Below are 25264 nucleotides of genomic sequence, written 5' to 3' on the forward strand. Positions count from 1 at the left end.
CTAAATGAGAATCGACAAGCTCACCACCAAGTTCCAGGAAGCACTCGCGGACGCGCAAAGCCTTGCCGCCGGCCGCGACAATCAATACATCGAACCCGTTCACGTGCTGGCGGCGCTCATCGCGCAGCAGGACGGCTCGGCCCGCTCGCTGATGTCGCGCGCGGGCGTGCACGTGCAGGCGCTGCAAGGCGCGCTGAACGAAGCGATCTCGCGCCTGCCGCAAGTGACGGGCACGGGCGGCGACATCCAGGTCGGCCGTGAGTTGGCCGGACTGCTGAACCAGGCCGACAAGGAAGCACAGAAGCTCAACGACACGTTCATCGCGAGCGAGATGTTCCTGCTCGCCGTGTCCGACGACAAGGGCGAGGCCGGCAAGCTCGCACGCCAGCACGGCCTCACGCGCAAGTCGCTCGAAGCCGCGATCGCCGCGGTGCGCGGCGGCTCGCAGGTGCACAGCCAGGACGCGGAAAGCCAGCGCGAGGCGCTGAAGAAATACACGGTCGACCTGACCGAGCGTGCCCGCGCGGGCAAGCTCGATCCGGTGATCGGCCGCGACGACGAAATCCGCCGCTCGATCCAGATCCTGCAGCGCCGCACCAAGAACAACCCGGTGCTGATCGGCGAGCCGGGTGTCGGCAAGACCGCGATCGTCGAAGGGCTCGCGCAGCGGATCGTCAACGGCGAAGTGCCCGAGACGCTGAAGGGCAAGCGCGTGCTGTCGCTCGACATGGCCGCGCTGCTCGCCGGCGCGAAGTATCGCGGCGAGTTCGAGGAGCGCCTGAAGGCGGTGCTCAACGATATCGCGAAGGACGAAGGGCAGACGATCGTCTTCATCGACGAGATCCACACGATGGTCGGGGCGGGCAAGGCCGAAGGCGCGATGGATGCGGGCAACATGCTGAAGCCGGCGCTGTCGCGCGGCGAGCTGCACTGCATCGGCGCGACCACGCTCGACGAATACCGCAAGTACATCGAGAAGGACGCCGCGCTCGAACGCCGCTTCCAGAAGGTGCTCGTCGACGAGCCGAGCGTCGAGGCGACGATCGCGATCCTGCGCGGGCTGCAGGAGAAGTACGAACTGCATCACGGCGTGGACATCACCGACCCGGCGATCGTCGCCGCGGCCGAGCTGTCGCATCGCTACATCACCGACCGCTTCCTGCCCGACAAGGCCATCGACCTGATCGACGAGGCCGCTTCGAAGATCAAGATGGAAATCGATTCGAAGCCCGAAGAGATGGACAAGCTCGACCGTCGTCTGATCCAGTTGAAGATCGAGCGCGAAGCCGTGAAGAAGGAGCAGGACGAAGCGTCGCAGAAGCGCCTGCAACTGATCGAGGAAGAGATCGATCGCCTCGGCCGCGAATATGCGGACCTGGAGGAGATCTGGACCGCCGAGAAAGCCGCGGTGCAGGGCAGCGCGCAGCTCAAGGAAGAGATCGAGAAGGTGCGGGCGGACATCGCGCGCCTGCAGCGCGAAGGCAAGCTGGAGAAGGTCGCCGAGCTGCAGTACGGCAAGCTGCCGCAGCTCGAGTCGCAACTGAAGCAGGTCACGCAGGCCGAAGAGCAGGAGCAGCACAACCCGACCCGCCCGCGCCTGCTGCGCACGCAGGTCGGCGCCGAGGAAATCGCGGAAGTGGTGTCGCGTTCGACGGGCATTCCCGTGTCGCGGATGATGCAGGGCGAGCGCGAGAAGCTGCTGCACATCGAGGAAAAGCTGCACGAGCGCGTGGTCGGCCAGGACGAGGCGATCAGCGCGGTGGCCGATGCGATCCGTCGTTCGCGCGCGGGTCTCGCCGATCCGAACCGTCCGTACGGCTCGTTCCTGTTCCTCGGCCCGACGGGAGTCGGCAAGACCGAGCTGTGCAAGGCGCTGGCGTCGTTCCTGTTCGATTCGGAAGAGCACCTGATTCGCATCGACATGAGCGAATTCATGGAGAAGCACAGCGTCGCGCGGCTGATCGGCGCGCCGCCGGGCTATGTCGGCTACGAGGAAGGCGGCTACCTGACCGAAGCCGTGCGTCGCAAGCCGTACAGCGTGATCCTGCTCGACGAGATCGAGAAGGCGCATCCGGACGTGTTCAACGTGCTGCTGCAGGTGCTCGACGACGGCCGCATGACCGACGGGCAGGGGCGTACGGTCGACTTCAAGAACACGGTGATCGTGATGACGTCGAACCTCGGCTCGCAGGTGATTCAGGCCATGACGGGGGCGCCGCAGGAAGAGATCAAGGACGCCGTGTGGCTCGAGGTGAAGCAGCACTTCCGTCCCGAGTTCCTGAACCGGATCGACGACGTTGTCGTGTTCCATGCGCTCGACCGCAGCAACATCGAGTCGATCGCGAAGATCCAGCTCGCGCGCCTGCACGACCGGCTCGCGAAGCTCGACATGGCGCTCGACGTGTCGCCCGCGGCGCTCGAACAGATCGGGAAGGTCGGCTACGATCCGCTGTTCGGCGCCCGGCCGCTGAAGCGCGCGATCCAGCAGGAGATCGAGAACCCGGTCGCGAAGCTGATCCTCGCCGGCCGCTTCGGCCCGAAGGACGTGATCCCTGTCGACGTCAACGACGGCCAGTTCGTGTTCGACCGCGTCGTTCACTGATCGCCTGCCGTCGGCAGCGTGCCCGGTTCGCACCGGGCGCAAAAACGAACACCCCGCCTCGGCGGGGTGTTTGCTTATGGAGCGGCCGAACGGGCCGCCCGGTCACGGCGGGCGCTCAGGCCTGCTTGTTGCCGCCGAACATGCCGGCGAGCTGCGTGAGCGTGCTGAGCACGTTCGACGTGTCGACCTGGCCGCCGGCCGGCACTTCGCCGTTCGGCGTCGCGCCGTTGACGACGTGCGGCAGCACCTGCGCGAGGATCGACGAGGCCTGCGCCGGATCGATGCCGACCTTGCTCGCGAGCGAGCCGACGACGTCCGAGCCCAGTACGTTCTGCAGCGTGTCCGGCGAGATCGGCTGGTTTTCGCCGTTGCCGACCCACGAACCGATCACGTCGCCGGCGCCGCCGGCCTTGAACTTCTCGATCAGCCCGTTCAGGCCGCCCGGCTGGTTGTTGATGAATTCGAGCGCGGTCGCGATCAGCGCGCTTTGCGAGTTGCCGCCGGCCTGGCCGCCGATCAGACCGCCAACGATGTCGAGGAGACCCATGGTTCTTCACCTTTACTGAAAAGGGCGCCGTGACGACGGCGCCCGTTGAACGAATGCCGCGCGCACACTGTCGTGCGCGCGGCGCACATCAGGCGCCCGACGCCGCGGCGGCGGAGGCTGCCTTGTCCTTCTTGCTCTTCTTCTTCGAACCCTTCGTCGCCTTCGTGGACGACGCGGCCGCCGGTGCGCTCGCACCCGCGTCGGCGGATGCCGCGGCAGCCGCTGCCGCCTTTTCCTTCTTCGATGCGCGCTTGGTCTTGGCCGGCTTGGCGGCCGCTTCCGGTGCGCTCGCCGTCGGCGCGGGCGCCGCGGTCGTCGTGCCGGCCGTCGCGGTCGTGGACGTCGATGCGCTGCCCGCCGACGTCGTGGTCGACGTGGTCGCGGACGTCGTCGCGGCCGGCTTCGACAGCTTCACGCCCTTCGGCGGCGTCGACGCGCCGCCGATCGTCAGGCCGTTTTCCTCGAGATGCCCGACCGACTTCGTGCCGAGGCCCTTCACGCGGTTTGCGAGATCGTCGGCGTCCTTGAACGGGCCGTTCTTGGTGCGTTCGTCGATGATCGCCTTCGACTTCACGGGCCCGAGACCCTTCACGGATTCGAGCGCGGCCTGGTCGGCCGTGTTGACTTCGACGGCTGCGGCAAGGCCGGCGGCGAGCGACAGCGATAGCGCGACGAACAGCATCAGCAGCTTTTTCAGCATGGCAAAGGCTCCCTGGTTCTGACGGATGAATGGCTGTTGCAACGGACGACGGGGCGCGAGGTGGCCGGGCGTCGCCGTTAAGCATAGGACAAATGCGTGCCCTTTTTAAGACAAGCTGACCGAATCTTGCTGAAGGCTTGCGGTGCTGTAAAGGCCGAAACCGATGCCATGCGCCGATTTTGACCATTCTTTACGGTGTCGCCGGTTGTCGCGACGCTGGCCGTTCGACGACGCTTGACTTAGAGTGAACTCTAACTCCTAACCTTGTTCCTGCCATGTCGAAAACCGTATCCCAACCCTCCGCCGCCGGTCCGCTGACGATCGGGCAAGTCGCCGAACTGACGGGCGTGTCGACGCATACGTTGCGGTATTACGAGCAGGCCGGCCTGCTGCGTGCGATTTCGCGCACGGCGGCCGGGCACCGGCTCTATGCACCGGCCGACCTTGCCGGGTTGGCCTTCGTGATGCGCCTGAAGGCGACCGGCATGCCGATCGCGCAGATCCAGGCGTTCGCGGTGCTGCGCGAGCAGGGCGAGTCGACGTTCGGCGCGCGGCGCGACTTGCTGGTCGCGCATCGCGACGCGGTGCGCGCGCATATCGCGGAGCTGCAGGCGAACCTCGATGCGATCGGCGACAAGATCGCGTACTACGAGGCGCAGGCACGGGAAACGGAACGACGGGCGAATCCTTCTCACTCTTTATCGGAACAGGACGGACACGATGGAACGACTCGCTGAGGATCGCTACACGCGCGGCTGGAACAAACTCAAGGAAATCGACGGTGAAGTGGGCGAACGCGTGATCGCGGCGCTTGCACCGATCGCGCCGGACTTCGGGCGGCTGCTGGTCGAATTCAGCTTCGGCGACATTTACAGCCGGCCGCAGCTCGACCTGAAGGCGCGCGAAATCGCGACGATCGCGGCGCTGGCCGCGCTCGGCAACGCGCAGCCGCAATTGAAGGTGCATATCGAGGCCGCGCTGAACGTCGGCTGCACGCGCGACGAGATCGTCGAGGTGTTCATGCAGATGGCCGTGTATGCGGGGATGCCGGCCGCGCTCAACGCGCTGTTCGCCGCGCACGAGGTGTTCACGCGGCGCGACGAAGCGGCCGGCGTGGCGGACGATGCGAACGAAGCGGCCGGGCAGCCCGCCTGATGGAGCGTGCGCCGGTGCGTCACGCGCGGTGCGGCGCGACGATCCGGTACTTCGCGATGCGCCGATACAGCGTCGCGCGCGACATGCCGAGCGCGCGGGCGGTCGCGTCGGGCCGCCAGCGATGCGCTGTGAGCGCGGCGACGATGCGGCCGCGTTCGCCATCGGGCAGCGCGCCCGTCGGGGCGCCGTCGAGTTGCGCGGCCAGATCGGCCGGCAGGTCGCGCCGCGTCACGCGTGCGGCGTCGCACACCGCGCATGCATAGCGCAGCACGTTACGCAGTTGCCGCACGTTGCCCGGCCATGGATACGCGGCGAGCTGTTCGGCGAGCGTCGCGTCGAGCGTGAGCACGTGGCCGGTCGCCTGCGCTTCCTCGGCGAATACGGCGGCGATCACGTCGCGCACGTCCGCGCGTTCGCGCAACGGCGGCAGGTCGAACGTCGCACCGCTCAACCGGTAGTACAGGTCTTCGCGGAACGTGCCGTCGGCCACCATCCGCGCGAGATCGCGGTGGGTCGCGCAGATCACGTCGAGGTCGACGCGCACGGGCGTATCGCTGCCCAGCGGCACGACCTCGCCGTCGGCCAGTACGCGCAACAGACGCGTCTGCAGCGCGAGCGGCATGTCGCCGATTTCATCGAGAAACAGCGTCCCGCCGTCGGCGAGCGCGATCTTGCCGCGCGCACCGTGCTTGCGTGCGCCGGTGAACGCGCCGGCCGCATAACCGAACAGTTCGCTCTCGATCAGCGCTTCCGGCAGCGCGCCGCAGTTGACGGCGACGAACGGCCGCGCGCGCCGTGCGCCGGCGTCGTGGATCGCGCGGGCGAACACTTCCTTGCCCGCGCCGGTTTCGCCGAGCACGAGGATCGGCAGCCGCTTGCTCGCGACCCGCAGCGCGAGTTCCGCCTGTTGCGCGATGCGCGGGTCGCTGCTGTTCAGGAACGGCGTCAGCGCGCCGACGTGACGCGGCGCGGCGGTGCCCGGGCGGCGCGATGCCGCGCCGGGTTCGCGGCCGGCGCGCCGTAGCGGCGCACGCAGCCGCGCGTAGAGCGGGGCGCCGGTCGCGCGCAGCCGCAGCGCGACGATCGCATCGAGCCGCGCGGCGTCGCGCAGCGGCATTTCGGTCGCATCGAAGATCTCGTCGATATGGCGCGGCTCGCGTAGCGCCGGCAGCGCGTCGCGCGCCTGCCGGTTCGCGGCGACGATGTTGCCGCATTCGTCGAACGCGATCAGCCACTCGGGCTGCGCCTCGACGTAGTGACGGTTCGGATGCCCGAACAATATCCAGTGCTGCGCGGTGCTGTGCACGAAGTAGCCGTCCTCGATCAGTGCCGCGCTCTGTCGCACGAGCTGGTAGACGAGGCGCTGGCTGTCGCGGCCGTCCGGCGAGTGCACGGCCGACGCGTCGAGCACGCCGATCAGTTCGCCGCCCGGCGAGAAGATCGGCGCCGCGCTGCACGTGAGCGTCGTGAACGCCGCACGAAAGTGATCGGTCTTGTGCACGGTGATCGGCGCGAGATCGGTCAGCACGCTCGCGACGCCGCAGGTGCCTTCCTCGCTTTCCGACCAGCACGAGCCGATGTGCAGCCCCGCGTGACGGAAGTCGTTGCGGCGTTCGCGGTCGATCCGATAGTCGATCGTCACGCCGTGCGCGTCGGTCAGCATCACGCAGTAGTCGGCGACGCGGATCATGTCGTGCAGCCGTGTCAGGCACTGGCCCGACGCGCGCAGGAAGGCTTCTTCCTTGTCGCGTACTTCGCGCAGCTCCGCCGCGGTCAGCACGCGCGGGCCGATCGACGAAGCGGGGTCGAGACGGTAGCGCTCCAGCGACCGCTGCCACGACGACACGAGACGCGCGGAATCCGCCGGCGCGGGCAGGCGTCCGGCGAGCGCGCCAAGTACACGGTCGGCGTGCTGGGCCTGGGGGACGGCGTAGGGCATGGTCGGCTCCGGTTCCGTACGGCGGGGATGTCGCTGTTCTTGTAGCACATCCGGTCCGGCGGATCACATTGCATCGCAGCACGCGATGTGCGTGAGACGGTCGTCTCACCGGTATCGCAACGTGTCTCGCGCCGTTGAGACAACCGGATGCGCGGCGTGCGGCGGGACGTCGCCTGCGCGACGCCGCGCGAACGCTGGGTTTGCGGCGGAACGACGCGCATGCGCGGGCGCCGCGACGATCGCGTTCGCCGTATCGACGACGTGAGACGTCCCGGCGAATTCGATGCGCGCCGCGTCGTCACGGTCGCGCATTCCGAACCCGTGCAGGCCCGCTGCGCCAGTACGGACGCGGGTTTCGCGGCCATCGCACGCACGATGGCACGCCGCTTGCAGAGATATGGGCAAGCCGGCGCGATCGCATCGGCGACGACGATCCGCCGCCCGTCGATGGCGGCGGACGAAACAGGCGGAGCCGGCGCGCGCCAACGCGCGGGCCCTGCAGACTGACTGGATGGAGACAAACCCGTGACGACGCCCGTTACCGTCGGCGTGATCGCGAACCCCGCGTCGGGGCGCGACATCCGCCGCCTCACGACGCATGCATCCGTGTTTCCGACCGCGGAGAAGGCGAACATGATCGTGCGCCTGCTGGCCGGCCTTGGTGCGATGGGCGTCGAGCGCGTGCTGACGCTGCGTGATCGCACGGGCATCGCGACGCTGCTGCTGCGCGCGATCGACACGCATCGTGCGGTCGCGCCGCACGAGCGCTGGCCCGAGGTCGACTTCGTCGACCTGCCGATCACCGATACCGTCGCCGACACGCAGGCCGGCGCTGCCTATCTGCACCGGATGAAGGTGTCGCTGATCGTCGTGCTCGGCGGCGACGGCACCCATCGCGCGGTGGCCGCGCATTGCGGCGCGACGCCGCTCGTCGCGCTGTCCACCGGCACCAACAACGCGTTTCCCGAACATCGCGAGGCGACCGTCGCCGGCGTCGCGGCAGGGCTCGCCGCGAGCGGCGCGGTGCCGGCCGAGGTCGCGTTCGTGCGCAACAAGCGGCTCGTCGTGCGCTGCGTCGCGGGCGAACAGCCGGGGCGCGAGGAGATCGCGCTCGTCGACGTGTGCGCCGCGCGGCAGCGCTTCATCGGCGCACGCGCGATCTCCGGCCCCGACGACATCGACTCGCTCTACCTGACGTTCGCGGAACCGGACGGCATCGGCCTGTCCGCGCTCGGCGGCGCATGGGCGCCGCTCGAACGCAGCGCGCCGCACGGGCTCGCGATGCGCTTCGCGCAAGCCGGCAACGCGGCCGGCACACCGCTCGTCGCGCCGATCGCGCCGGGGCGCGTCGACCGTGTCGTGATGCGCAGTTGCGAGCGGCTCGAACCGGGCGCGTGGCACGCGATTCCGTTCGAGCGCGGCACGCTCGCGTTCGACGGCGAGCGCGAGATCGAGGTCGCACGCGGCGATCGCTACGAGATTTCGCTCGATTGGCGCGGGCCGTTGACGGTCGACGTCGGCCGCACGCTGCGCTACGCATCGTCGCGGCAACTGCTGCGCGACGCCGGTGTGCGGCACGACTGACGACCGGCGCAACGGTATTTCGGCATCCGTCACGATCATCAAGGAGACATCGCCATGACAGCCCCTCTCGAAGGACAGGTCGCCATCGTCACGGGCGGCGCGCGCGGCATCGGCCGCGGCATCGCGCTGACGCTCGCCGGTGCCGGCGCCGACATCCTGCTGGCCGATCTGCTCGACGACGCGCTCGATTCCACCGCGCGCGAGGTGCGCGCGCTCGGTCGCCGGGTGGCGGTCGCGAAAGTCGACGTCACGCAGGTCGCGCAGGTCGACGCGATGGTCGCACAGGCGCTCGCCGAGCTCGGCGGGCTCGACATTCTCGTGAACTGCGCGGGCGTGATCAGCATTCGTCCGGTCGCCGAACTGACCGAGCGCGACTGGGATTTCGTGATGGACGTGAACGCGAAGGGCACGTTCCTCGGCTGCCGCGCGGCGCTCGCGCATCTGAAGGCGCAGGGCCGCGGCCGGATCATCAACGTCGCGTCGATTGCGGGCAAGGAAGGCTTTCCGAATCTCGCGCATTACAGCGCATCGAAATTCGCGGTCGTCGGCTTCACCAACGCGCTGGCGAAGGAGCTCGCGCGCGACGGCGTGACCGTCAACGCGATCTGCCCCGGCATCGTCCGTACCTACATGTGGGACCGGCTGTCCGACGCATGGAAGACCGACGGCGAATCGGTCGAGGAATCGTGGCAGCGGCACCAGTTGACGCTGATTCCGCAGGGCCGCGCGCAGACGCCGGAAGACATGGGCCGGCTCGCGCTGTTCTTCGCGACGATGGACAACGTGACGGGCCAGGCCGTGAACGTCGACGGCGGCTTCACGTTCCACTGACGGCCGCAAACCGTGCAATCCGCCGCCATGGCATGGCCGGGGCGGCATTCGCAGTCAGACCTACCCAGGAGACACACATGACCGCTTCGACACAGCTCAGCAGGGACAAGCTGCTGGACGCCTACCGGCTGATGCGCACGATCCGCGAATTCGAGGAACGCCTGCACGTCGAATTCGCGACCGGCGAGATCCCCGGCTTCGTTCACCTGTACGCGGGCGAGGAGGCGTCCGCCGTCGGCACGATGCTGCACCTCGGCCTCGACGACTACGTGGCCACCACGCACCGCGGCCACGGCCATTGCATCGCGAAGGGCGTCGACGTGCACGGGATGATGGCCGAAATCTACGGCAAGAAGACGGGCGTCTGCCATGGCAAGGGCGGCTCGATGCACATCGCCGATCTGTCGATGGGGATGCTCGGCGCGAACGGGATCGTCGGCGCGGGCGGCCCGCTCGTGTGCGGCGCGGCGCTCGCGGCCAAGCACAAGAAGACGGGCGGCGTCGGCGTGTGCTTCTTCGGCGACGGCGCGTCGAACCAGGGCGTGATCTTCGAATCGATGAACCTCGCGTCGGTGTGGCGGCTGCCCGCGATCTTCGTCGCCGAAAACAATGGCTATGCGGAAGCGACGTCGTCGAGCTGGTCGGTTGCGACCGACAACATCGCCGATCGGGCGAACGGGTTCGGGATGCCGGGCGTGATCGTCGACGGCTTCGACTTCTTCGCGGTGCACGAGGCGCTGGGCGAAGCCGTCGAGCGTGCGCGCAACGGCGGCGGCCCGACGCTCGTCGAGGTGAAGTTCACACGCTATTTCGGCCACTTCGAGGGCGATGCGCAAACCTACCGCGCACCGGGCGAAGTGCAGAAGCTGCGCGACGAGAAGGACTGCCTGAAGCATTTCGAAACGCGCGTCGTGCGTGCCGAAGCGCTGACCGCCGCCGACCTGCGCGCGGTCGACGCCCAGGTCAAGGCGCTGATCGACGACGCGGTCGCGCAGGCGAAGGCGGCACCGCTGCCGGATGCCGCCGACCTGCTCGCCGACGTCTACGTGTCGTATCCGTGAGCGCGGGTTGACCCGGCGGCCGGCACGGCGAAACGAACATTCCAGGAGACAGATATGGCAAGGAAGATCACTTATTCGCAGGCGATCAACGAGGCGCTCGCGCAGGAAATGGCGCGCGACGACAGCGTGATCGTGATGGGCGAGGACAACGCGGGCGGCGCGGGCGCGCCGGGCGAGGACGACGCATGGGGCGGCGTGCTCGGCGTGACGAAGGGGCTGTTCCACAAGTTTCCGGGCCGCGTGCTCGATACGCCGCTGTCGGAGGGCGGCTACATCGGCGCGGCGGTCGGCGCGGCCGCGTGCGGGATGCGGCCCGTCGCGGAACTGATGTTCGTCGATTTCATGGGCGTGTGCTTCGACCAGATCTTCAACCAGGCCGCGAAATTCCGCTACATGTTCGGCGGCAAGGCCGTGACGCCGGTCGTGATCCGCGCGATGTACGGCGCCGGCCTGCGCGCGGCCGCGCAGCACTCGCAGATGCTCACGTCGCTGTTCACGCACATCCCGGGGTTGAAGGTCGTGTGCCCGTCGACGCCGTACGATGCGAAGGGGCTGTTGATCCAGGCGATCCGCGACAACGATCCCGTGATCTTCCTCGAACACAAGCTGCTCTATACGCGCGAGGGCGATGTCCCGGAGGAATCCTATGCGATTCCGTTCGGCGAGGCGAACGTGATGCGCGACGGCGACGACGCGACGATCGTCACGTACGGCCGGATGGTGCATCTCGCGATGGACGCGGCCGCGACGCTCGCGAAGGACGGCATCCAGTGCGACGTGATCGACCTGCGCACGACGTCTCCGCTCGACGAGGAAACGATTCTCGAGAGCGCCGAGCGTACCGGGCGCGTGGTGGTCGTCGACGAAGCGAACCCGCGCTGCTCGATCGCGACCGACATCGCCGCGCTCGTCGCGCAGCGCGCGTTCCGCTCGCTGAAGGCGCCGATCGGGCTCGTCACGGCGCCGCATACGCCCGCGCCGTTCGCCGGCGTACTGGAAGACCTGTATATCCCGTCCGCCGATGCGATTGCGCAGGCGGTCCTGAAGACGAGGAGCTGACACGATGTCGATTCACATGATCACGATGCCCAAGTGGGGGCTGTCGATGGAGCAGGGGCAGGTCAACGGCTGGCTGAAGGCGATCGGCGAGCGCGTGGCGAAGGGCGACGAGGTGCTCGACGTCGAGACCGACAAGATCTCGTCGGGCGTCGAGTGCGCGTTCGACGGCACGCTGCGTCGGCAGGTGGCACAGGAAGGCGAGACGCTACCCGTCGGCGCGCTGCTCGGCGTCGTCGCGGCCGCCGATGCGAGCGACGCCGACATCGATGCGGCGATCGCCGAGTTCCAGCGCGATTTCGTGCCGAGCGCGGCTGCCGACGAGGCGGCCGGCCCGCAGCCGGAGAAGGCGCAGATCGGCGGCCGCACGATCCGCTTCCTGAAGCTGGGCGACGGTGCGGGCACGCCGGCCGTGCTGATCCACGGCTTCGGCGGCGACCTGAACAACTGGCTGTTCAATCACGCCGATCTCGCCGCGCACCGGCCGGTGTGGGCGCTCGATCTGCCCGGCCACGGCGAGTCGGGCAAGGCGGTCGAGACCGGCAGCCTCGACGAACTGGCCGACGCGGTGTTCGCGCTGCTCGATGCGCAGCACATCGAGCGCGCGCATCTGATCGGCCATTCGATGGGCGGCGCGATTGCGATGGCGGCGGCCGAGCGTGCGCCGCAACGCGTCGCATCGCTCACGCTGATCGCGAGCGCGGGGCTCGGCACCGACATCAACCGCGCGTACATCGACGGCTTCGTCGCCGGCAACAGCCGCAACACGCTGAAGCCGCACCTCGGCGCGCTGTTCGCGGACAACGCGCTGGTCACGCGGCAGCTCGTCGAGGATCTCGTCAAGTACAAGCGGCTCGAAGGCGTGCAGGCCGCGCTCGAGAAAATCGCGCATGCCGCGTTCGACGGCGCCGCGCAGCGGCGCGTGTTCCGCGACCGGCTCGCGACGCTTGCGCCGCGCACGCTCGTGATCTGGGGCGAGCGCGATCAGGTGATACCCGCGCAGCATGCGCAGGGTTTGCCGGACGGCGTGCGCGCCGAGGTGATCGCCGGCAGCGGCCACATGGTGCAGATGGAGGCGGCCGCCGACGTGAACCGCCTGATCGTCGCGTTCCTCGGAGACTGACGATGGCCGCCGCGCTCGAACGACCCAGTCTCACGGCGCTCGGCCAGCCAGGCGCGCGAAGTCGCGACAAGCTCGCGCGCATTCCGGTGCGCGTCGAGCCCGCGGCCGGCGCGGTCTTGCCGAAGCCGCCGTGGCTGCGCGCACGGCCGATGATGAGCGCGGCGGTGGCCGACATGGCCGCCGTGCTGCGCGAGCATCGGCTGCATTCCGTCTGCGAGGAGGCGATGTGTCCGAACATCGGCGAATGCTTCACGCAGCGCACCGCGACCTTCATGATCATGGGCGGGCTGTGTACGCGGCGGTGCCCGTTCTGCGATGTCGCGCACGGCCGTCCCGAGCCGCTCGATCCCGACGAGCCCGCGCGGCTGGCCGATGCGGCGACGGCGCTCGGGTTGCGCTACGTCGTGATCACGTCGGTCGACCGCGACGACTTGCGCGACGGCGGCGCCGCGCATTTCGCCGCGTGCATCGCGGCGGTGCGCGCGAGCGTGCCGGGCATCGGCGTCGAGGTGCTGACGCCGGACTTCCGCGGCCGCGTGGCCCGTGCGCTCGACGCGTTGTCGTCGGCGTGGCCCGACGTGTTCAATCACAACATCGAGACGGTGCCGTCGCTGTACCGCGCGGCGCGGCCGGGTGCCGACTATCGCGGCTCGCTCGAACTGCTCGCGCAGGCGAAGGCCGCGCGGCCGACGCTCGTGACGAAATCGGGATTGATGCTCGGGCTCGGCGAACGCGACGACGAGGTGCGCGACACGCTGCGCGACCTGCGCGCGCACGAGGTCGACGTGCTGACGCTCGGCCAGTATCTCGCGCCGTCAGCGCACCATTTGCCGGTGCGGCGCTACGTGAGTCCGGATGCCTTCGCCGCCTGGCGCGACGAGGCGCTCGCGCTCGGTTTCAGGGAAGTCGTCGCCGGCCCGCTCGTGCGGTCGTCGTATCACGCGGCCGACGTGCTGGAGGACGCGTAGCGCGCCGCGCGTCAGGCCGCGGCGGTGGCGTGCGCGCGGCCGACGCGGCGCAGGTACAGCACGAGCCCTGCGCCCGCCAGCATCAGGCTGACCGTGTTCGCGAACCAGAAGCCGCGCGCGCCGGTCAGCCACGCGGGCGCGATGCCGCCGACGTCGAAGCCGAGCACGTAGCCGCCGCTGAGTCCGACGCCCCACAGCGCGACCGCATAGATCACGGTCGGCACGACCGCCACCTTGTATGCGCGCAGCACGAACGCCGACGTGACCTGCAGCGCATCGAACACGTGGTAGCACGCGACGATCGCGACGAGCGGCATCGCGGCCTCGGCGACGGCCGGGTTCGGCGTATAGCCGCCGATGATCAGCGGGCGCAGCGCGAACACGAGCACGCCGTAGGCGGCCGCCACGCCGCACGCGAACATCACGCTGTGCCGGCCGAGCAGCCGGGCTTCCTCGGCGCGCCCGGCGCCGAGCGCGCGCGCGACGAGCGTCGACGCCGCCACGCCGATCGACAGCGGCGTCATGTACAGCACCGCGCCGATGTTGCCGGCGATCTGGTGACCGGCGAGCGTCGTCGTGCCGAACTGCGCGATGAACAGCGCCATGCACGTGTACGACGTGACCTCGATCAGGTACGACAGGCCCATCGGCACGCCGAGCTTCAGGATCGCCTTCTGGCGCGCCCACACGGGCCAGCAGAAGCGCGAGAAGATCGCGAGCGGCGCGAACACGTCGAGCTTCGCGAGCAGCGCGTAGCCGATCAGCGCGAGCGCCCAGTTGATCAGCGTGCTGGCGAGCCCGCAGCCGGGGCCGCCGAGCGCCGGTACGCCGAAGCCGCCGAAGATGAACCACACGTTCAGCGGAAACTTGAGCAGCAGCGCGCCGATCTGCAGGATCATCGCGAGCCGCGGCTTGCCGGCCGCGTTGGTCAGCGCGTTGTAGATGCGGAAAACGAGGCTGGCGGGCAGCCCGTACGACAGGATGCGCAGGTAGTCGACGGTGCGGTCGTGCAGCGCGGCGGGTGCATGCGCGACGCGCAGCAGCGGCTCGGGAAAATGCAGCAGCAGGAAGCCCGGAATCGAGAGCAGCAGCGCGAGCCACAGCGCCTGGCGCACCTCCTCGCCGATCTCGGCATAGCGCCGCGCGCCGTACAGTTGCCCGGTGATCGGCTGCAGCGCGGACAGGATGCCGGTCAGGCCGATGTAGATCGATACGTAGATCGACGAGCCGAGCCCGAGCGCGGCGAGATCGACGGCCGAGTAGCGGCCGACCATCGCGGTGTCGATCACGCCGAACGCGATGATCGCGAGCTGGCCGACCAGCACCGGCCATGCGAGACCGACGATCCGGCGGATGTCGCCGAGCATCGTCAATCGGCCGCCTGGCGGCGCGGCGGACGCCGCTTGACGGGCGTCTTCGGCCGCTCGATGCGCTCGTACAGGCGGAAGCGCTCGTCGCGGTCGGCGACGCGGCGGCCTTCCCAGACGAGACGCCACACGTATTGCGACATCGCGCTCGGCTCGCCGAAGTCGGCGCGGTCCTGGCGCAGGATCACGTCGCAGTCGCCGGAGAAATCGAAGTGCATGTTGCCGAAGTACGCGAAAGTCGCGATCTGCGCGTCGCCGAGCCGCACCGGCGAAATGCATTCGTAGTCGGACGGCAGATGCACGGCGATCTGTTGCGCGACATCGCGATAGGTCCGGCCGTAGTTGACGATCGGCAGCCACAGCGTCATCAGCAGCACCCACATCAGCGTGGTGCCCGCGCTCGACAGCACGACGCTGCGCCACAGCACCTTCGGCTGCCGCGAGACGCGCCAGCGCACGAGGAAGCACCAGCACACGGTGACGATCACCGCGCAGACGAACGACAGGATCTTGAAATGCGGCTCGTAGCCGGGCACGAGGCGCGCGAGGTTGCGTGCGAGCGGATGCGGGAAGCCGGTGAGCGACGCGAGCCACACGAGCCACACGAAGGTGCCGAGGATCGTGAAGCTCAGCACGGCGAACCAGTCGATCGCGTTGATCGCGCCGCGCTTGAGGGTCGGCAGCGCGAACGTCGCGAGCACCGCGAGCGGCGGCAGCAGCAGCATGTACATGCGGTTCGACTGCTGGCTTTGCAGGATCACGAGCGCGACGAGCGGCACGGCAACCGACAGCGGAATCGCGATGTGCGCGCGACGGCGCATGCCGGCCCAGCTCCACCACGCCCAGATCGCGAGCGGCCACGCGGGCCACGTGAACAGCGGCAGGTTCTTCGCCGCATAGCCGAGCACGGCCGTCGGCGGGCCCGAAAAGCGCATCAGGCTGCCGTGGATCCACTGGTTGAAGAACCACGCGGCGTCGTCCGGCGCCGCGACGAAGGCGGCGAGCGGCCAGAGCGCGAAGATCGCGGCCGCGAGCGGCACGCCGACCAGCGGCAGGCGCAGGTTGCGCATCTCGGGCGTCACGAGCCACAGCGCGGCCGTGCCCGCGAGCAGCGCGACGACCAGCACCGGGTTGCCGGACAGCGCGACGAGGCCGATCGCGAGGCCCCACCACAGTGCGCCTTGCAGCGGCTTGTCGATGCCGCGCACGATCCCGTAGACGAGCATTGCGATCCACGCGAACTGTGCAAGCTGCGGCGTCGTTTCGTGCCCGCGTTCCGCGAGGCCGAAGCAGGCGACGAGCACCAGCAGCGCGCCGTCCGCGAGCGTACGGCCGTAGTCGCGCGGTTCGGGTTCGCCGCCGAATGCATATTTGAACGGTTGAACCTCGGCGCGCCGGCCGAGGAGGTAGGCCGCGTACCAGACGAACGCGCACGCGACGCAGAACAGCACGCCGGTGTCGACGCGCGACGCGTTGCTCGCGTCGACCCACGGGCCGAGGCCGCGGATCGACAGCGCGCCGAGCCAGTAGCCGAGCGGCCCGTCGGTCGTGATGAACTTGCCGACCAGGTTCGGCAGCAGCCAGTCGTGCCAGCCGCCCTTGGCCATCGTCCACATCACGCCGAAGCCCGCCGCATCCTCGTTTTTCCACGGGTCGCGGCCGAACAGGCCGAACGCCGCGTAGACGAAGCAGAGCGTGAGCAGCAGCCAGCGCGGCAGCGCACGCGTGGCGGAGGCGGTGAGACGGACGACAGGCTTCATGCAGATGAGCGATTTGTTATGGGCGGGCGGCCGGCGCGGTCGCGCGCGGTCGAGCCGGTTTCGAGCATCCGGCATTGTAGTCGCGCCCGCTGTTGTGCGTCAGGTCGTTGCCCGGGCGCGGGGTGGCGCCTGCCGGGCGAGCAGAGACAAAAAAGGGCAGCCTGGGCTGCCCTTTCGTGCGGTACCGGTGCGTTGCAACCACCGGATCGGTGCAAAGCTTACTTTGCTGCAGCCTTGCCGTTCGCGCGTGCGCCGAACTTGTTCTTGAACTTCTCGACACGGCCTGCCGTGTCCATGATCTTTTGCTGACCCGTGTAGAACGAGTGCGATTCCGACGACACTTCGATCTTGGCGAGCGGGTAGGTCTTGCCTTCGTGTTCGATGGTTTCACGCGTCTGGATCGTCGAGCGCGTGATGAACTTGAAGCCGTTCGACATGTCTTGGAAGACGACTTCGCGGTAGTCCGGGTGAATGCCAGGTTTCATGATTTTCCTTGGTGATAGCGGTAGCCAACCCGCCGCTTGCCGTGTCGAGCCGCCCCGATGGGAGCGATTCGGCCGCCGTCAAGCCCGGCGCGAGCCACTTGCCTAAGGTCGAAAAACGGCGATTATGCCAGAAAATCAGACGGTTGACGAATAATTTTCATGGCGCGTCGAGTGCGCCGGTGCCGGCCGGATCCTGCCGGTAGTAGCGCGCGAGCAACCGGTACAGCTCCGGAAATTCGGACTCGAACGCTTTCGGCCGCACGAACAGCGCCTCGCTGCACACCGCAAAGAATTCCGACGGGTGATCGGCCGCATAGGGATCGATCAGCGAGTCCCGCTCGAAGCGTGCCCACGCGCGGTCCGGCACCGCGTCGACGCGCGCGCAGAACTGGTCGTACGCGTGCTCGAACACGTCGGCCCATGCCTGTGCGTCGAGATGCGGCGCATGCCAGCGGCGAAAAAGGGGCGGATAGCCGTCGGCCGCGCCGTTGACCATGTCGATCTTGTGCGCGAACTCGTGGATCACGACGTTGTACGCGTCCCGGCCGTCCGTCATCTGCGCGTCTTCCCACGACAGAATCACGGGGCCGCCTTCCCAAGCCTCGCCGCTCGCATCCTGCTCGACCTCGTGGACGACGCCGTCCTCGTCCTGCACGGTCTTGCGGATCACGAATTCGCCCGGATACACGACGACGCCGACCCAGCCGTCGTACAGCGACAAGTCGAGATTCAGCACGGGCAGGCAGGCCTGCGCGGCGATCGCGACGATCATCGCGTCGGTCAGTTCGAGCCCGTGCGCGGTCGAAAACGATTTTTTCGCGACGAACAGGCTCGTCAGCTCGCGCAGCCGGCCGAGCGCGTCGGGCGGCAAGGTCGCGAGGAACGGCAGGCGCTCGACGGTTTCGTGCCACAGCGCGTCGGGAATCGGGTGGCTGCGCAGCGCGCGGTCGCGGCGGCGGTCGTCGAACCAGCGGGTCAGTTTCGAAAGCATGGAGGCTGCGGACGAAAATCCAAAGCCTGTCTTTTAACTCAATCGATCTGTTTTTGCCATGCCGCGAAGAGGCCGCCGACGAGCGCCACGCCCGCGAGGAAGTAAAAGCCGTCGAGCGACGTGAGGAACGACGCCTGTTGCGCCACCATCCGCGCGATCGACGCGATCGCGAGGCCGTGCGCATCGTTCGGTGCGTGGCCGGCGGCCGCAAAGCCGCGCGTCAGCGCATCGACGGTCTGCTGGAACAGCGGATCGAACGCGTTCGCGCGCTCGACGAGCCGTGTCTGGTGCACGGCCAGCCGGTGCTGCTCGACGATGATCACCGATGACGTCGCGAACGAGATCGTCAGTTGCCGCACGATGTTCTTCAGCCGGTAGCCGTGCGTGTATTCGTCGATCGCGAAAATCCGGAACGTGAGGTTCGCGACCGGCAGCACGATGAACAGCAGCAGCAACCCGCGCAGCAGCAGCGGGACGATCAGCGCGGCTTCGCCGACCTGCGGCGTCATCCGCGTCATCCACAGCGCGGCCGTGACGGCGATCGCGAACCCCGGCACGACGAACCACTTCTTGTGCGTGACGAATTTCGCGTAGCGCAGGTAGGCGAACAGTGCGGTGGCCGAGATCAGCGACATCGTGCCCACCAGGCGCCCGGCGTTCTCGACCGGGTAGCCGAGCCCGCCCTCGAGGAACCGCGACGTCAGGTAACTGAAGCCCGTCGTCTCGTAGTAATAGAACATGTAGAGCAGCAGCCCGATCTGGAACGTCCGCTCGCGAAACGCGTGCAGCCGCACGAGCGGCGTCGGGTGATGCCACTGGTGATACGCGAACCACGCGAGCGCGCCGAGCCCCGCGATCGTCAGCACGATCAGCATCGGCGAGCCGCTGTAGAGCTGGTAATGCACCTGCTGCAGCACGATCTGCAGCGCGCCTTGCGCGAGCGCGAACACCACGTACGGCCAGAAGTGTCCGGAACCGCGTTCGTCGTCCGGCGTGCGGCCCGAATCGGGCAGCGTGAGCAACGCGAGGATCGCGAACGCGATGCCGGCCGGCGCCGTGCACGCGAACAGGGCGCGCCACGTCGAATGCGCGACCAGCAGCCCGCCGACGATCGGTGCGAGCGCGCTGCCGAGCAGGATCATGATCAGGAACGCACGCGTCGCGGGCGGCCGTTCCTGCGGCTTGAAGCTGATCTGGATCAGGATCCGGCACGCGCCCATCATCGGGCCGATGAAATAGCCCTGGAAGCCGCGCGCGAACGCGAGCGCCAGCGACGTGTCGGCCAGCGCCGCCGCGATCGCGCCGAGCGAGAACATCAGCATGCAGCCCGCGACGTAGCGGCGATGGCCGAGCCGGTCGACCCACCATTGCTGCTGCAGGATGCCGAGCACGGCCGCGACCGCGTAGGCGCTCGACGACCAGACGAGTTCGTCGGGCGACGCGTTGATGCCGCCCGCGATGTAGCTCGCGAAGAACGAGAAGACGGCGTTGTCGAAGTAATCGATGCCGGTGACGAGCGCGAGGGCCCACGGGAACAGGTCCCCGCGCAGGTTCGCGCGGCTCCACAGCGGCGGCCGGCCGGGCACCGCGTTCATTCGCGATCCTTGCGTGCGCGCCGCGTGCCGGCTTCGGCCTGCCGCTGCGCGATCAGCGCGTCGGCGTTTTCGCCGGCGAGGCGCCGTTCGACGTAGTCGATGTCGTGTTGCAACTCCTTGCGCAGCGCGACGGCCTCCTTCAGTTCGCGCTGAACGGCCGCGATCCGCCGGTCCAGCGTCTCGATCTGCCCGGCGAGGCCGGCGCGGATCTCGCGCAGCGACGCCTCCGAATAGCGGCGCCGGCCGTCTCCTGTTTCTTCCAGCGGGCGCTTCAGCATTTCGGTGATGCCGTGCAGCGAGAAGCCGAGCGCACGCAACCGCAGGATGCGCGCGAAGCGCTCGAGGTCGGCTTCGTCGTAAAGGCGGTAGCGGCCTTCGCTGCGCGACGGCGTAACGAGCCCGCGCTCTTCGTAATATTTGAGCGTGCGCGGCGTGACGCCGAGCCGCGAGGCGGCGTCGCTGACGGTCAATAGCGGGGTGGAGGCATCGTTCGGCATCGGTCAGGGAGATTCGGCGGGACAATGACGCGATTATAGATCAACCTGTACGTTCACGTTCAGGTTTGGATCGAAAAACGGCCGCCGGCAAGGATGCGCGGGCGGCCGTGTCGCAGAGCGGGGGCGATCAGCCGCCGCGGCGCATCAGGTCGAAGAACTCGGAGTTGCTCTTCGTCTGGCGGATCTTGTCGAGCAGGAATTCCATGGCCTCGACTTCGTCCATGTCGTGGATGAACTTGCGCAGCACCCAGATCTTCTGAAGGATCTCGGGCTTGATCAGCATTTCCTCGCGGCGCGTGCCCGACTTGTTCAGGTTGATCGACGGATACACGCGCTTTTCCGCGAGGCGGCGCTCGAGGTGCACTTCCATGTTGCCGGTGCCCTTGAACTCTTCGTAGATCACGTCGTCCATGCGGCTGCCGGTTTCGATCAGCGCGGTGCCGATGATCGTCAGCGAGCCGCCTTCCTCGATGTTGCGCGCGGCGCCGAAGAAGCGCTTCGGACGCTGCAGCGCGTTCGCGTCGACACCGCCCGTCAGCACCTTGCCCGACGCCGGAATCACGGTGTTGTACGCACGCGCGAGACGCGTGATCGAGTCGAGCAGGATCACGACGTCATGCTTCATTTCGACGAGGCGCTTGGCCTTCTCGATCACCATTTCGGCGACCTGGACGTGACGCGTGGCCGGTTCGTCGAACGTCGACGCGATCACTTCGCCGGCGACCGAGCGCTGCATTTCGGTCACTTCTTCCGGGCGCTCGTCGATCAGCAGCACGAACAGGATCACGTCCGGGTGGTTCTGCTTGATCGCGTGCGCGATGTGCTGGAGCATCACGGTCTTGCCCGACTTCGGCGACGCGACGAGCAGGCCGCGCTGGCCCTTGCCGATCGGCGCGATCATGTCGATGATGCGGCCGGTGACGTTCTCTTCGCCGCGCATTTCGCGCTCGAGCGACAGCGGCTTGTTCGGATGCAGCGGCGTGAGGTTCTCGAACATGATCTTGTGTTTCGAGGCCTCGGGCGGCTGCCCGTTGACTTTGTCGACCTTCACCAGCGCGAAGTAGCGCTCGCCGTCCTTCGGCGTACGGACTTCACCTTCGATGGTGTCGCCGGTGTGCAGGTTGAAGCGACGGATCTGCGACGGGCTGATGTAGATGTCGTCGGTGCTCGCGAGGTACGACATTTCCGGCGAGCGCAGGAAGCCGAAGCCGTCCGGCAGCACTTCGAGCGTGCCGTCGCCGAAGATCGTCTCTCCCGTCTTGGCGCGCTTTTTGAGAATGGCGAACATCAACTCCTGCTTGCGCAGGCGGTTCGCGTTTTCGATCTCCAGGCCATTGGCCATTTCGATCAGTTCGGACACGTGCAGAGACTTGAGCTCGGATAAATGCATACGGAGAACCCGCCAGGGAGGAGAAGCGACGAAAGAAAATAAGGGAGGAGGGCGAGCGGAGGCGCTCAGAGACTTAAATGCGTCTTGCCGACGTTTTTTAATTCTAGCATAGGCCGATTCGCGCTTGAGCGAGCGATCGGCGGCTTGACGACGGACGTGTTGCCGACTGACAACACGTCCGCGGAACTGCCGGTATTACAGGTGGCTGTCCAGGAATGCGGTGAGCTGCGACTTCGACAGCGCGCCGACCTTCTGCGCGGCGGCCGCGCCGTTCTTGAACAGGATCAGCGTCGGGATGCCGCGCACGCCGAATTTCGCGGGCGTGGCCTGGTTGTCGTCGACGTTGATCTTCGCGATCTGCAGCTTGTCGCCGTAGTCCTTCGCGACTTCGTCGAGGATCGGGGCGATCATCTTGCACGGGCCGCACCATTCGGCCCAGAAATCGACGAGTACGGGCTTGTCGGACTTGACGACGTCCTGTTCGAACGATGCGTCGCTGATGTGTTTGATCTGTTCGCTCATTGGGTCAATACCTCTTACGGTTCGGGGACTGCCTGCTTGCGCGTTGCGGCGTACCGGCCGCCGTAGGCTGCCGGCCGCTGCGGCAGGTCACTCCGCCTTCCGGAAAGGGGGCGTAAGCGCTGCATGCCGCGGCTCGCGGGTCGTTCGGGCGTCATATTAGCCTAAATTGCTATCTGCTGCGGGCGGCGATAGTAGCCGCTACGCGAGTAGGGGTACGACGCGACGTTCGACCGTTGTGCCATGCAGGTGGAGGCCGGTCCGCGAATTACAAGGGGCGCGCCGCATTCAACGTGTCCGATCGAACGACGTGCCGGTTTGTCCGGCGACATTCGCATGGATGCGAACAAACGGTCGCATTCGTCCGGAAGCAGTGATAGAATATGCCGTGACGGGCCTCCTCGCATGGTGGGGCGGTGAACCTGGTCAGGTCGGGAACGAAGCAGCCACAATCGTTTTCCGCCAGTGCCGAGGGTTGGGCTCGTCACCTTCCTTCTCGCCCCGTTCGCAGGGCGTTTTTTATTTCTGCGTCACACTCCGTTCGACCTGCGCCTTGCCCGTGTTCCGCACCGTTTCGCGTGTCGGCGCGACGCAGCGTTACTGATACAATTTCCCGATGACCTATCAAGTTCTCGCACGCAAGTGGCGTCCGAAGGATTTCGCTTCGCTCGTCGGCCAGGAGCACGTCGTCAGGGCGCTCACGCACGCGCTCGACGGCGGGCGTCTCCATCACGCCTATCTGTTTACCGGAACCCGCGGTGTCGGCAAGACGACGCTGTCGCGGATCTTCGCGAAGGCGCTCAACTGTGAAACCGGCGTCACGTCGCAACCGTGCGGTGTGTGTCGCGCCTGTCGCGAGATCGACGAGGGCCGTTTCGTCGATTACGTCGAGATGGACGCGGCGAGCAACCGCGGTGTCGACGAGATGGCCGCGCTGCTCGAGCGTGCGGTGTACGCGCCCGTCGATGCGCGCTTCAAGGTCTACATGATCGACGAAGTGCACATGCTGACGAACCACGCGTTCAACGCGATGCTGAAGACGCTCGAAGAGCCGCCGCCGCACGTCAAGTTCATCCTCGCGACGACCGATCCGCAGAAAATCCCTGTCACCGTGCTGTCGCGCTGCCTGCAGTTCAACCTGAAGCAGATGCCGGCCGGGCACATCGTGTCGCATCTCGAGCGGATCCTCGGCGAAGAGCGGATCGCGTTCGAGCCGCAGGCGCTGCGCCTGCTCGCGCGCGCCGCGCAGGGCAGCATGCGCGACGCGCTGTCGCTGACCGACCAGGCGATCGCCTATTCGGCGAACGAGGTGACCGAGTCGGCGGTGTCGGGCATGCTCGGCGCGCTCGACCAGACTTACATGGTGCGCCTGCTCGACGCGCTCGCGGCCGGCAGCGGCCCGGAAATCCTCGCGATCGCCGACGAGATGTCGCTGCGCAGCCTGTCGTTCTCGACCGCGCTGCAGGATCTCGCGAGCCTGCTGCACCGGATCGCATGGGCGCAGTTCGCGCCGGGCTCGGTGCTCGACGAATGGCCGGAAGCGGCCGACCTGCGTCGTTTTGCGCAGACGCTGAGCCCCGAACAGGTTCAATTGTTCTATCAGATCGCGACCGTCGGGCGCGCCGAACTCGGCTTGGCGCCGGACGAATACGCCGGTTTCACGATGACGCTGCTGCGCATGCTCGCGTTCGAGCTGGCCGTTGGCGCCGGCAGTGCGCCGGGTGGTCAGCCGTCCGTGCCGCCGCGTGCGGTGCCGGCGCCGACGCCGCGTGCAGCCGCGGCACCCGCCGCTGCGGCGAAGCCGGTATCGGCCGCGCCCGCTGCCGCAGCACGGCCGCCCGCCGCGGCGCCGGCCGCGCCGGTCGCACGTTCGGCGTCGGCGCAATCAAGCGACGAAGCCGAGCGGCCGGTCATCAAGCCGGCTGCCGTCCCGTCATCGGCAGCACCGGCAGCACCGGCAGCACCGGCAGCACCGGCAGAGGCGGCGGCACCGGTAGCGTCCGACGCACCAGCGATCGAGCCGCCGCAGCCGGAAGCGAAGGCGGCGCCCGCAGGCGACATGCCGCCTCCCGCGCGTAAGGAACCCGAGCCGTCTGCCGTTGCCGCCGTGCAGCGAAACGACGAACCGGCTCCAGCGGGCGAACCGGCGCCGCGCGCCGCATCGCCCGAGCCCGCCGCCGCGCGGTCGACGGCACGCGCAGGCGGTGCCGCCGCCGCGCTCGACGTGCTGCGCAATGCAGGGATGCGCGTGTCGTCGGACCGCGGCCGCGCAGGCGCTGCCGCCAAGCCGGCGGCAGCCCAGCCGGCTGTCGACAAGCCGGCCGCGCCGCGTCCGGCTGTCCAGGTGCCGACGCCGCGTGCCGTTGCGCGTGCGCCGCAGGCAGCCGATTCGCGTCAGCCGTCGCCGCCTTGGGAAGACATCCCGCCCGACGACTACGTACCGCTCAGCGCCGACGAGATGTTCGGCGGTTCCGACGACGGCTTCGTGCCGGCATTCGACAGCGGTCCCGACGATGTGCGCGTGACGCCGAAGCCGGCGGACGCGCGTCCGGCCGCGCCGATCGACTCGCGCCCGTTGCCGCCGGCGATCGCGCTCGATCCGATCGGCTTCGACGGCGAATGGCCGGCGCTGGCCGCGCGGCTGCCGCTGAAGGGTGTCGCGTATCAGCTCGCGTTCAACAGCGAGCTGACGGCCGTCGATGCGACGGCATTGAAATTGTCCGTGCCGGTGCCGCAGTATGCGGACGCCGCGCAGGTGGCGAAGTTGAAGGCGGCATTGGCCGATGCGCTCGGCAAGCCGGTCGAGGTGAGCGTCGAGGTCGGGCCTGCGCGGCGCACGGCGGCGGCGCTCGATGCGGCCGCCCGCGCGGCGCGCCAGCGCGAAGCCGAGCAGGAGATTCACGGCGATCCGTTCGTCCAGCAGCTCGTGCGCGAGTTCGGTGCGCGCATCGTCGACGGCTCGGTGCGCCCGCTCGCCGATTCGGCGCCGGACGGCGCGCCGCCGACGCTGCATTGAACCGAGCGCCCGTCGACAGGCACAATCACGCCCCGCACACATTGGCCGGCACGCGCCGCGTGCCGGTTTTCACACGAT

At 68.1% G+C, this 25264-nt stretch carries 22 protein-coding genes and 1 other RNA gene; 12 read left to right on the plus strand and 11 right to left on the minus strand.

Features of this window, described 5'->3' with window-relative positions:
• The first annotated feature begins 4 nt into the window (after window positions 1–4).
• Window positions 5–2602, plus strand: coding sequence for an ATP-dependent chaperone ClpB (gene clpB / locus WT97_RS06270; RefSeq protein ID WP_059504973.1), 2598 nt, complete (start codon window positions 5–7; stop codon window positions 2600–2602).
• Between the two features lie 115 nt (window positions 2603–2717).
• Here the strand turns inward: clpB and WT97_RS06275 are convergent, their stop codons facing one another.
• The gene (locus tag WT97_RS06275; RefSeq protein WP_059504971.1) at window positions 2718–3149 is read right to left on the minus strand and encodes a YidB family protein; all 432 of its coding nucleotides are present in this window, start codon (window positions 3147–3149) and stop codon (window positions 2718–2720) included.
• A gap of 88 nt (window positions 3150–3237) precedes the next feature.
• A complete protein-coding gene (locus tag WT97_RS06280) occupies window positions 3238–3849 on the minus strand; it encodes a helix-hairpin-helix domain-containing protein (protein ID WP_060353158.1) in 612 nt (203 codons plus the stop codon).
• A 275-nt stretch (window positions 3850–4124) separates the two neighbouring features.
• Here WT97_RS06280 and WT97_RS06285 point away from each other — a divergent pair, with 275 nt between their 5' ends.
• Window positions 4125–4586 (plus strand): MerR family transcriptional regulator, encoded by a 462-nt coding sequence (locus WT97_RS06285; RefSeq protein WP_059790734.1) that lies wholly within the window; start codon window positions 4125–4127, stop codon window positions 4584–4586.
• On the plus strand, window positions 4570–5004 hold the full coding sequence (locus WT97_RS06290; protein WP_059790736.1) for a carboxymuconolactone decarboxylase family protein: 435 nt from the start codon (window positions 4570–4572) through the stop codon (window positions 5002–5004). Before WT97_RS06285 ends, WT97_RS06290 begins: the two co-directional genes overlap by 17 nt.
• A 19-nt stretch (window positions 5005–5023) precedes the next feature.
• Here WT97_RS06290 and WT97_RS06295 read toward each other — a convergent pair whose 3' ends face one another.
• Window positions 5024–6943, minus strand: a complete 1920-nt coding sequence (locus WT97_RS06295; protein ID WP_059504966.1) for a sigma-54-dependent Fis family transcriptional regulator — start codon at window positions 6941–6943, stop codon at window positions 5024–5026.
• A 147-nt stretch (window positions 6944–7090) separates the two neighbouring features.
• Here WT97_RS06295 and WT97_RS06300 point away from each other — a divergent pair, with 147 nt between their 5' ends.
• From WT97_RS06300 to lipA, 7 genes are all read left to right on the plus strand, one after another.
• Window positions 7091–7450, plus strand: a complete 360-nt coding sequence (locus WT97_RS06300; RefSeq protein WP_060353159.1) for a hypothetical protein — start codon at window positions 7091–7093, stop codon at window positions 7448–7450.
• Window positions 7451–7468: 18 nt separating this feature from the next.
• Window positions 7469–8527, plus strand: coding sequence for an ATP-NAD kinase family protein (locus tag WT97_RS06305; protein ID WP_060353160.1), 1059 nt, complete (start codon window positions 7469–7471; stop codon window positions 8525–8527).
• A gap of 54 nt (window positions 8528–8581) precedes the next feature.
• Window positions 8582–9358, plus strand: coding sequence for an SDR family NAD(P)-dependent oxidoreductase (locus WT97_RS06310; RefSeq protein WP_060353161.1), 777 nt, complete (start codon window positions 8582–8584; stop codon window positions 9356–9358).
• Between the two features lie 77 nt (window positions 9359–9435).
• Entirely contained in the window at window positions 9436–10419 is a 984-nt protein-coding gene (locus WT97_RS06315) for a thiamine pyrophosphate-dependent dehydrogenase E1 component subunit alpha (RefSeq protein WP_060353162.1), read from the plus strand.
• A 54-nt stretch (window positions 10420–10473) separates the two neighbouring features.
• The gene (locus tag WT97_RS06320; RefSeq protein WP_059504955.1) at window positions 10474–11478 is read left to right on the plus strand and encodes an alpha-ketoacid dehydrogenase subunit beta; all 1005 of its coding nucleotides are present in this window, start codon (window positions 10474–10476) and stop codon (window positions 11476–11478) included.
• A gap of 4 nt (window positions 11479–11482) precedes the next feature.
• A complete protein-coding gene (locus tag WT97_RS06325) occupies window positions 11483–12598 on the plus strand; it encodes an acetoin dehydrogenase dihydrolipoyllysine-residue acetyltransferase subunit (RefSeq protein WP_060353163.1) in 1116 nt (371 codons plus the stop codon).
• A gap of 2 nt (window positions 12599–12600) precedes the next feature.
• Window positions 12601–13566 carry a lipoyl synthase gene (gene lipA / locus WT97_RS06330; protein WP_060353164.1) on the plus strand — a complete coding sequence of 322 codons (966 nt, stop codon included), beginning with the start codon at window positions 12601–12603 and terminating at the stop codon, window positions 13564–13566.
• 11 nt (window positions 13567–13577) lie between these two features.
• On the opposite strand, the gene WT97_RS06335 is transcribed toward lipA, so the two are convergent.
• The 8 genes from WT97_RS06335 to trxA all read right to left on the minus strand — a co-directional run bounded on the left by WT97_RS06335 (window position 13578) and on the right by trxA (window position 22173).
• Window positions 13578–14933 (minus strand): MATE family efflux transporter, encoded by a 1356-nt coding sequence (locus tag WT97_RS06335; RefSeq protein WP_060033941.1) that lies wholly within the window; start codon window positions 14931–14933, stop codon window positions 13578–13580.
• Window positions 14934–14935: 2 nt separating this feature from the next.
• Entirely contained in the window at window positions 14936–16768 is a 1833-nt protein-coding gene (locus WT97_RS06340) for a glycosyltransferase family 39 protein (protein WP_095211837.1), read from the minus strand.
• A gap of 143 nt (window positions 16769–16911) precedes the next feature.
• A complete protein-coding gene (locus WT97_RS06345; RefSeq protein ID WP_011549676.1) occupies window positions 16912–17178 on the minus strand; it encodes a type B 50S ribosomal protein L31 in 267 nt (88 codons plus the stop codon).
• Between the two features lie 157 nt (window positions 17179–17335).
• Complete coding sequence (locus tag WT97_RS06350) at window positions 17336–18169, minus strand: zinc-dependent peptidase (RefSeq protein ID WP_059790754.1); 834 nt, start codon at window positions 18167–18169, stop codon at window positions 17336–17338.
• Between the two features lie 38 nt (window positions 18170–18207).
• Entirely contained in the window at window positions 18208–19764 is a 1557-nt protein-coding gene (locus tag WT97_RS06355) for an MFS transporter (RefSeq protein ID WP_059790757.1), read from the minus strand.
• Window positions 19761–20261, minus strand: coding sequence for a MerR family transcriptional regulator (locus WT97_RS06360; RefSeq protein WP_059504942.1), 501 nt, complete (start codon window positions 20259–20261; stop codon window positions 19761–19763). The genes WT97_RS06355 and WT97_RS06360 overlap by 4 nt, the downstream gene beginning before the upstream one ends.
• 127 nt (window positions 20262–20388) lie before the next feature.
• On the minus strand, window positions 20389–21651 hold the full coding sequence (gene rho, locus WT97_RS06365; RefSeq protein WP_006478662.1) for a transcription termination factor Rho: 1263 nt from the start codon (window positions 21649–21651) through the stop codon (window positions 20389–20391).
• Between the two features lie 195 nt (window positions 21652–21846).
• Window positions 21847–22173, minus strand: coding sequence for a thioredoxin TrxA (gene trxA / locus WT97_RS06370; protein WP_006402348.1), 327 nt, complete (start codon window positions 22171–22173; stop codon window positions 21847–21849).
• Between the two features lie 387 nt (window positions 22174–22560).
• Between trxA and ffs the strand changes: the two genes are divergently transcribed.
• Both ffs and WT97_RS06380 read left to right on the plus strand, forming a co-directional pair.
• An RNA gene (gene ffs, locus WT97_RS06375) (signal recognition particle sRNA small type) lies at window positions 22561–22659 on the plus strand.
• Between the two features lie 127 nt (window positions 22660–22786).
• Window positions 22787–25186: a DNA polymerase III subunit gamma/tau gene (locus tag WT97_RS06380; protein WP_060353165.1), complete on the plus strand. Its 2400-nt coding sequence runs from the start codon at window positions 22787–22789 to the stop codon at window positions 25184–25186.
• The last annotated feature ends 78 nt before the right edge of the window (window positions 25187–25264 follow it).

The organism is Burkholderia sp. MSMB1459WGS, from assembly GCF_001534535.1.
Taxonomy (GTDB): Bacteria; Pseudomonadota; Gammaproteobacteria; order Burkholderiales; family Burkholderiaceae; genus Burkholderia.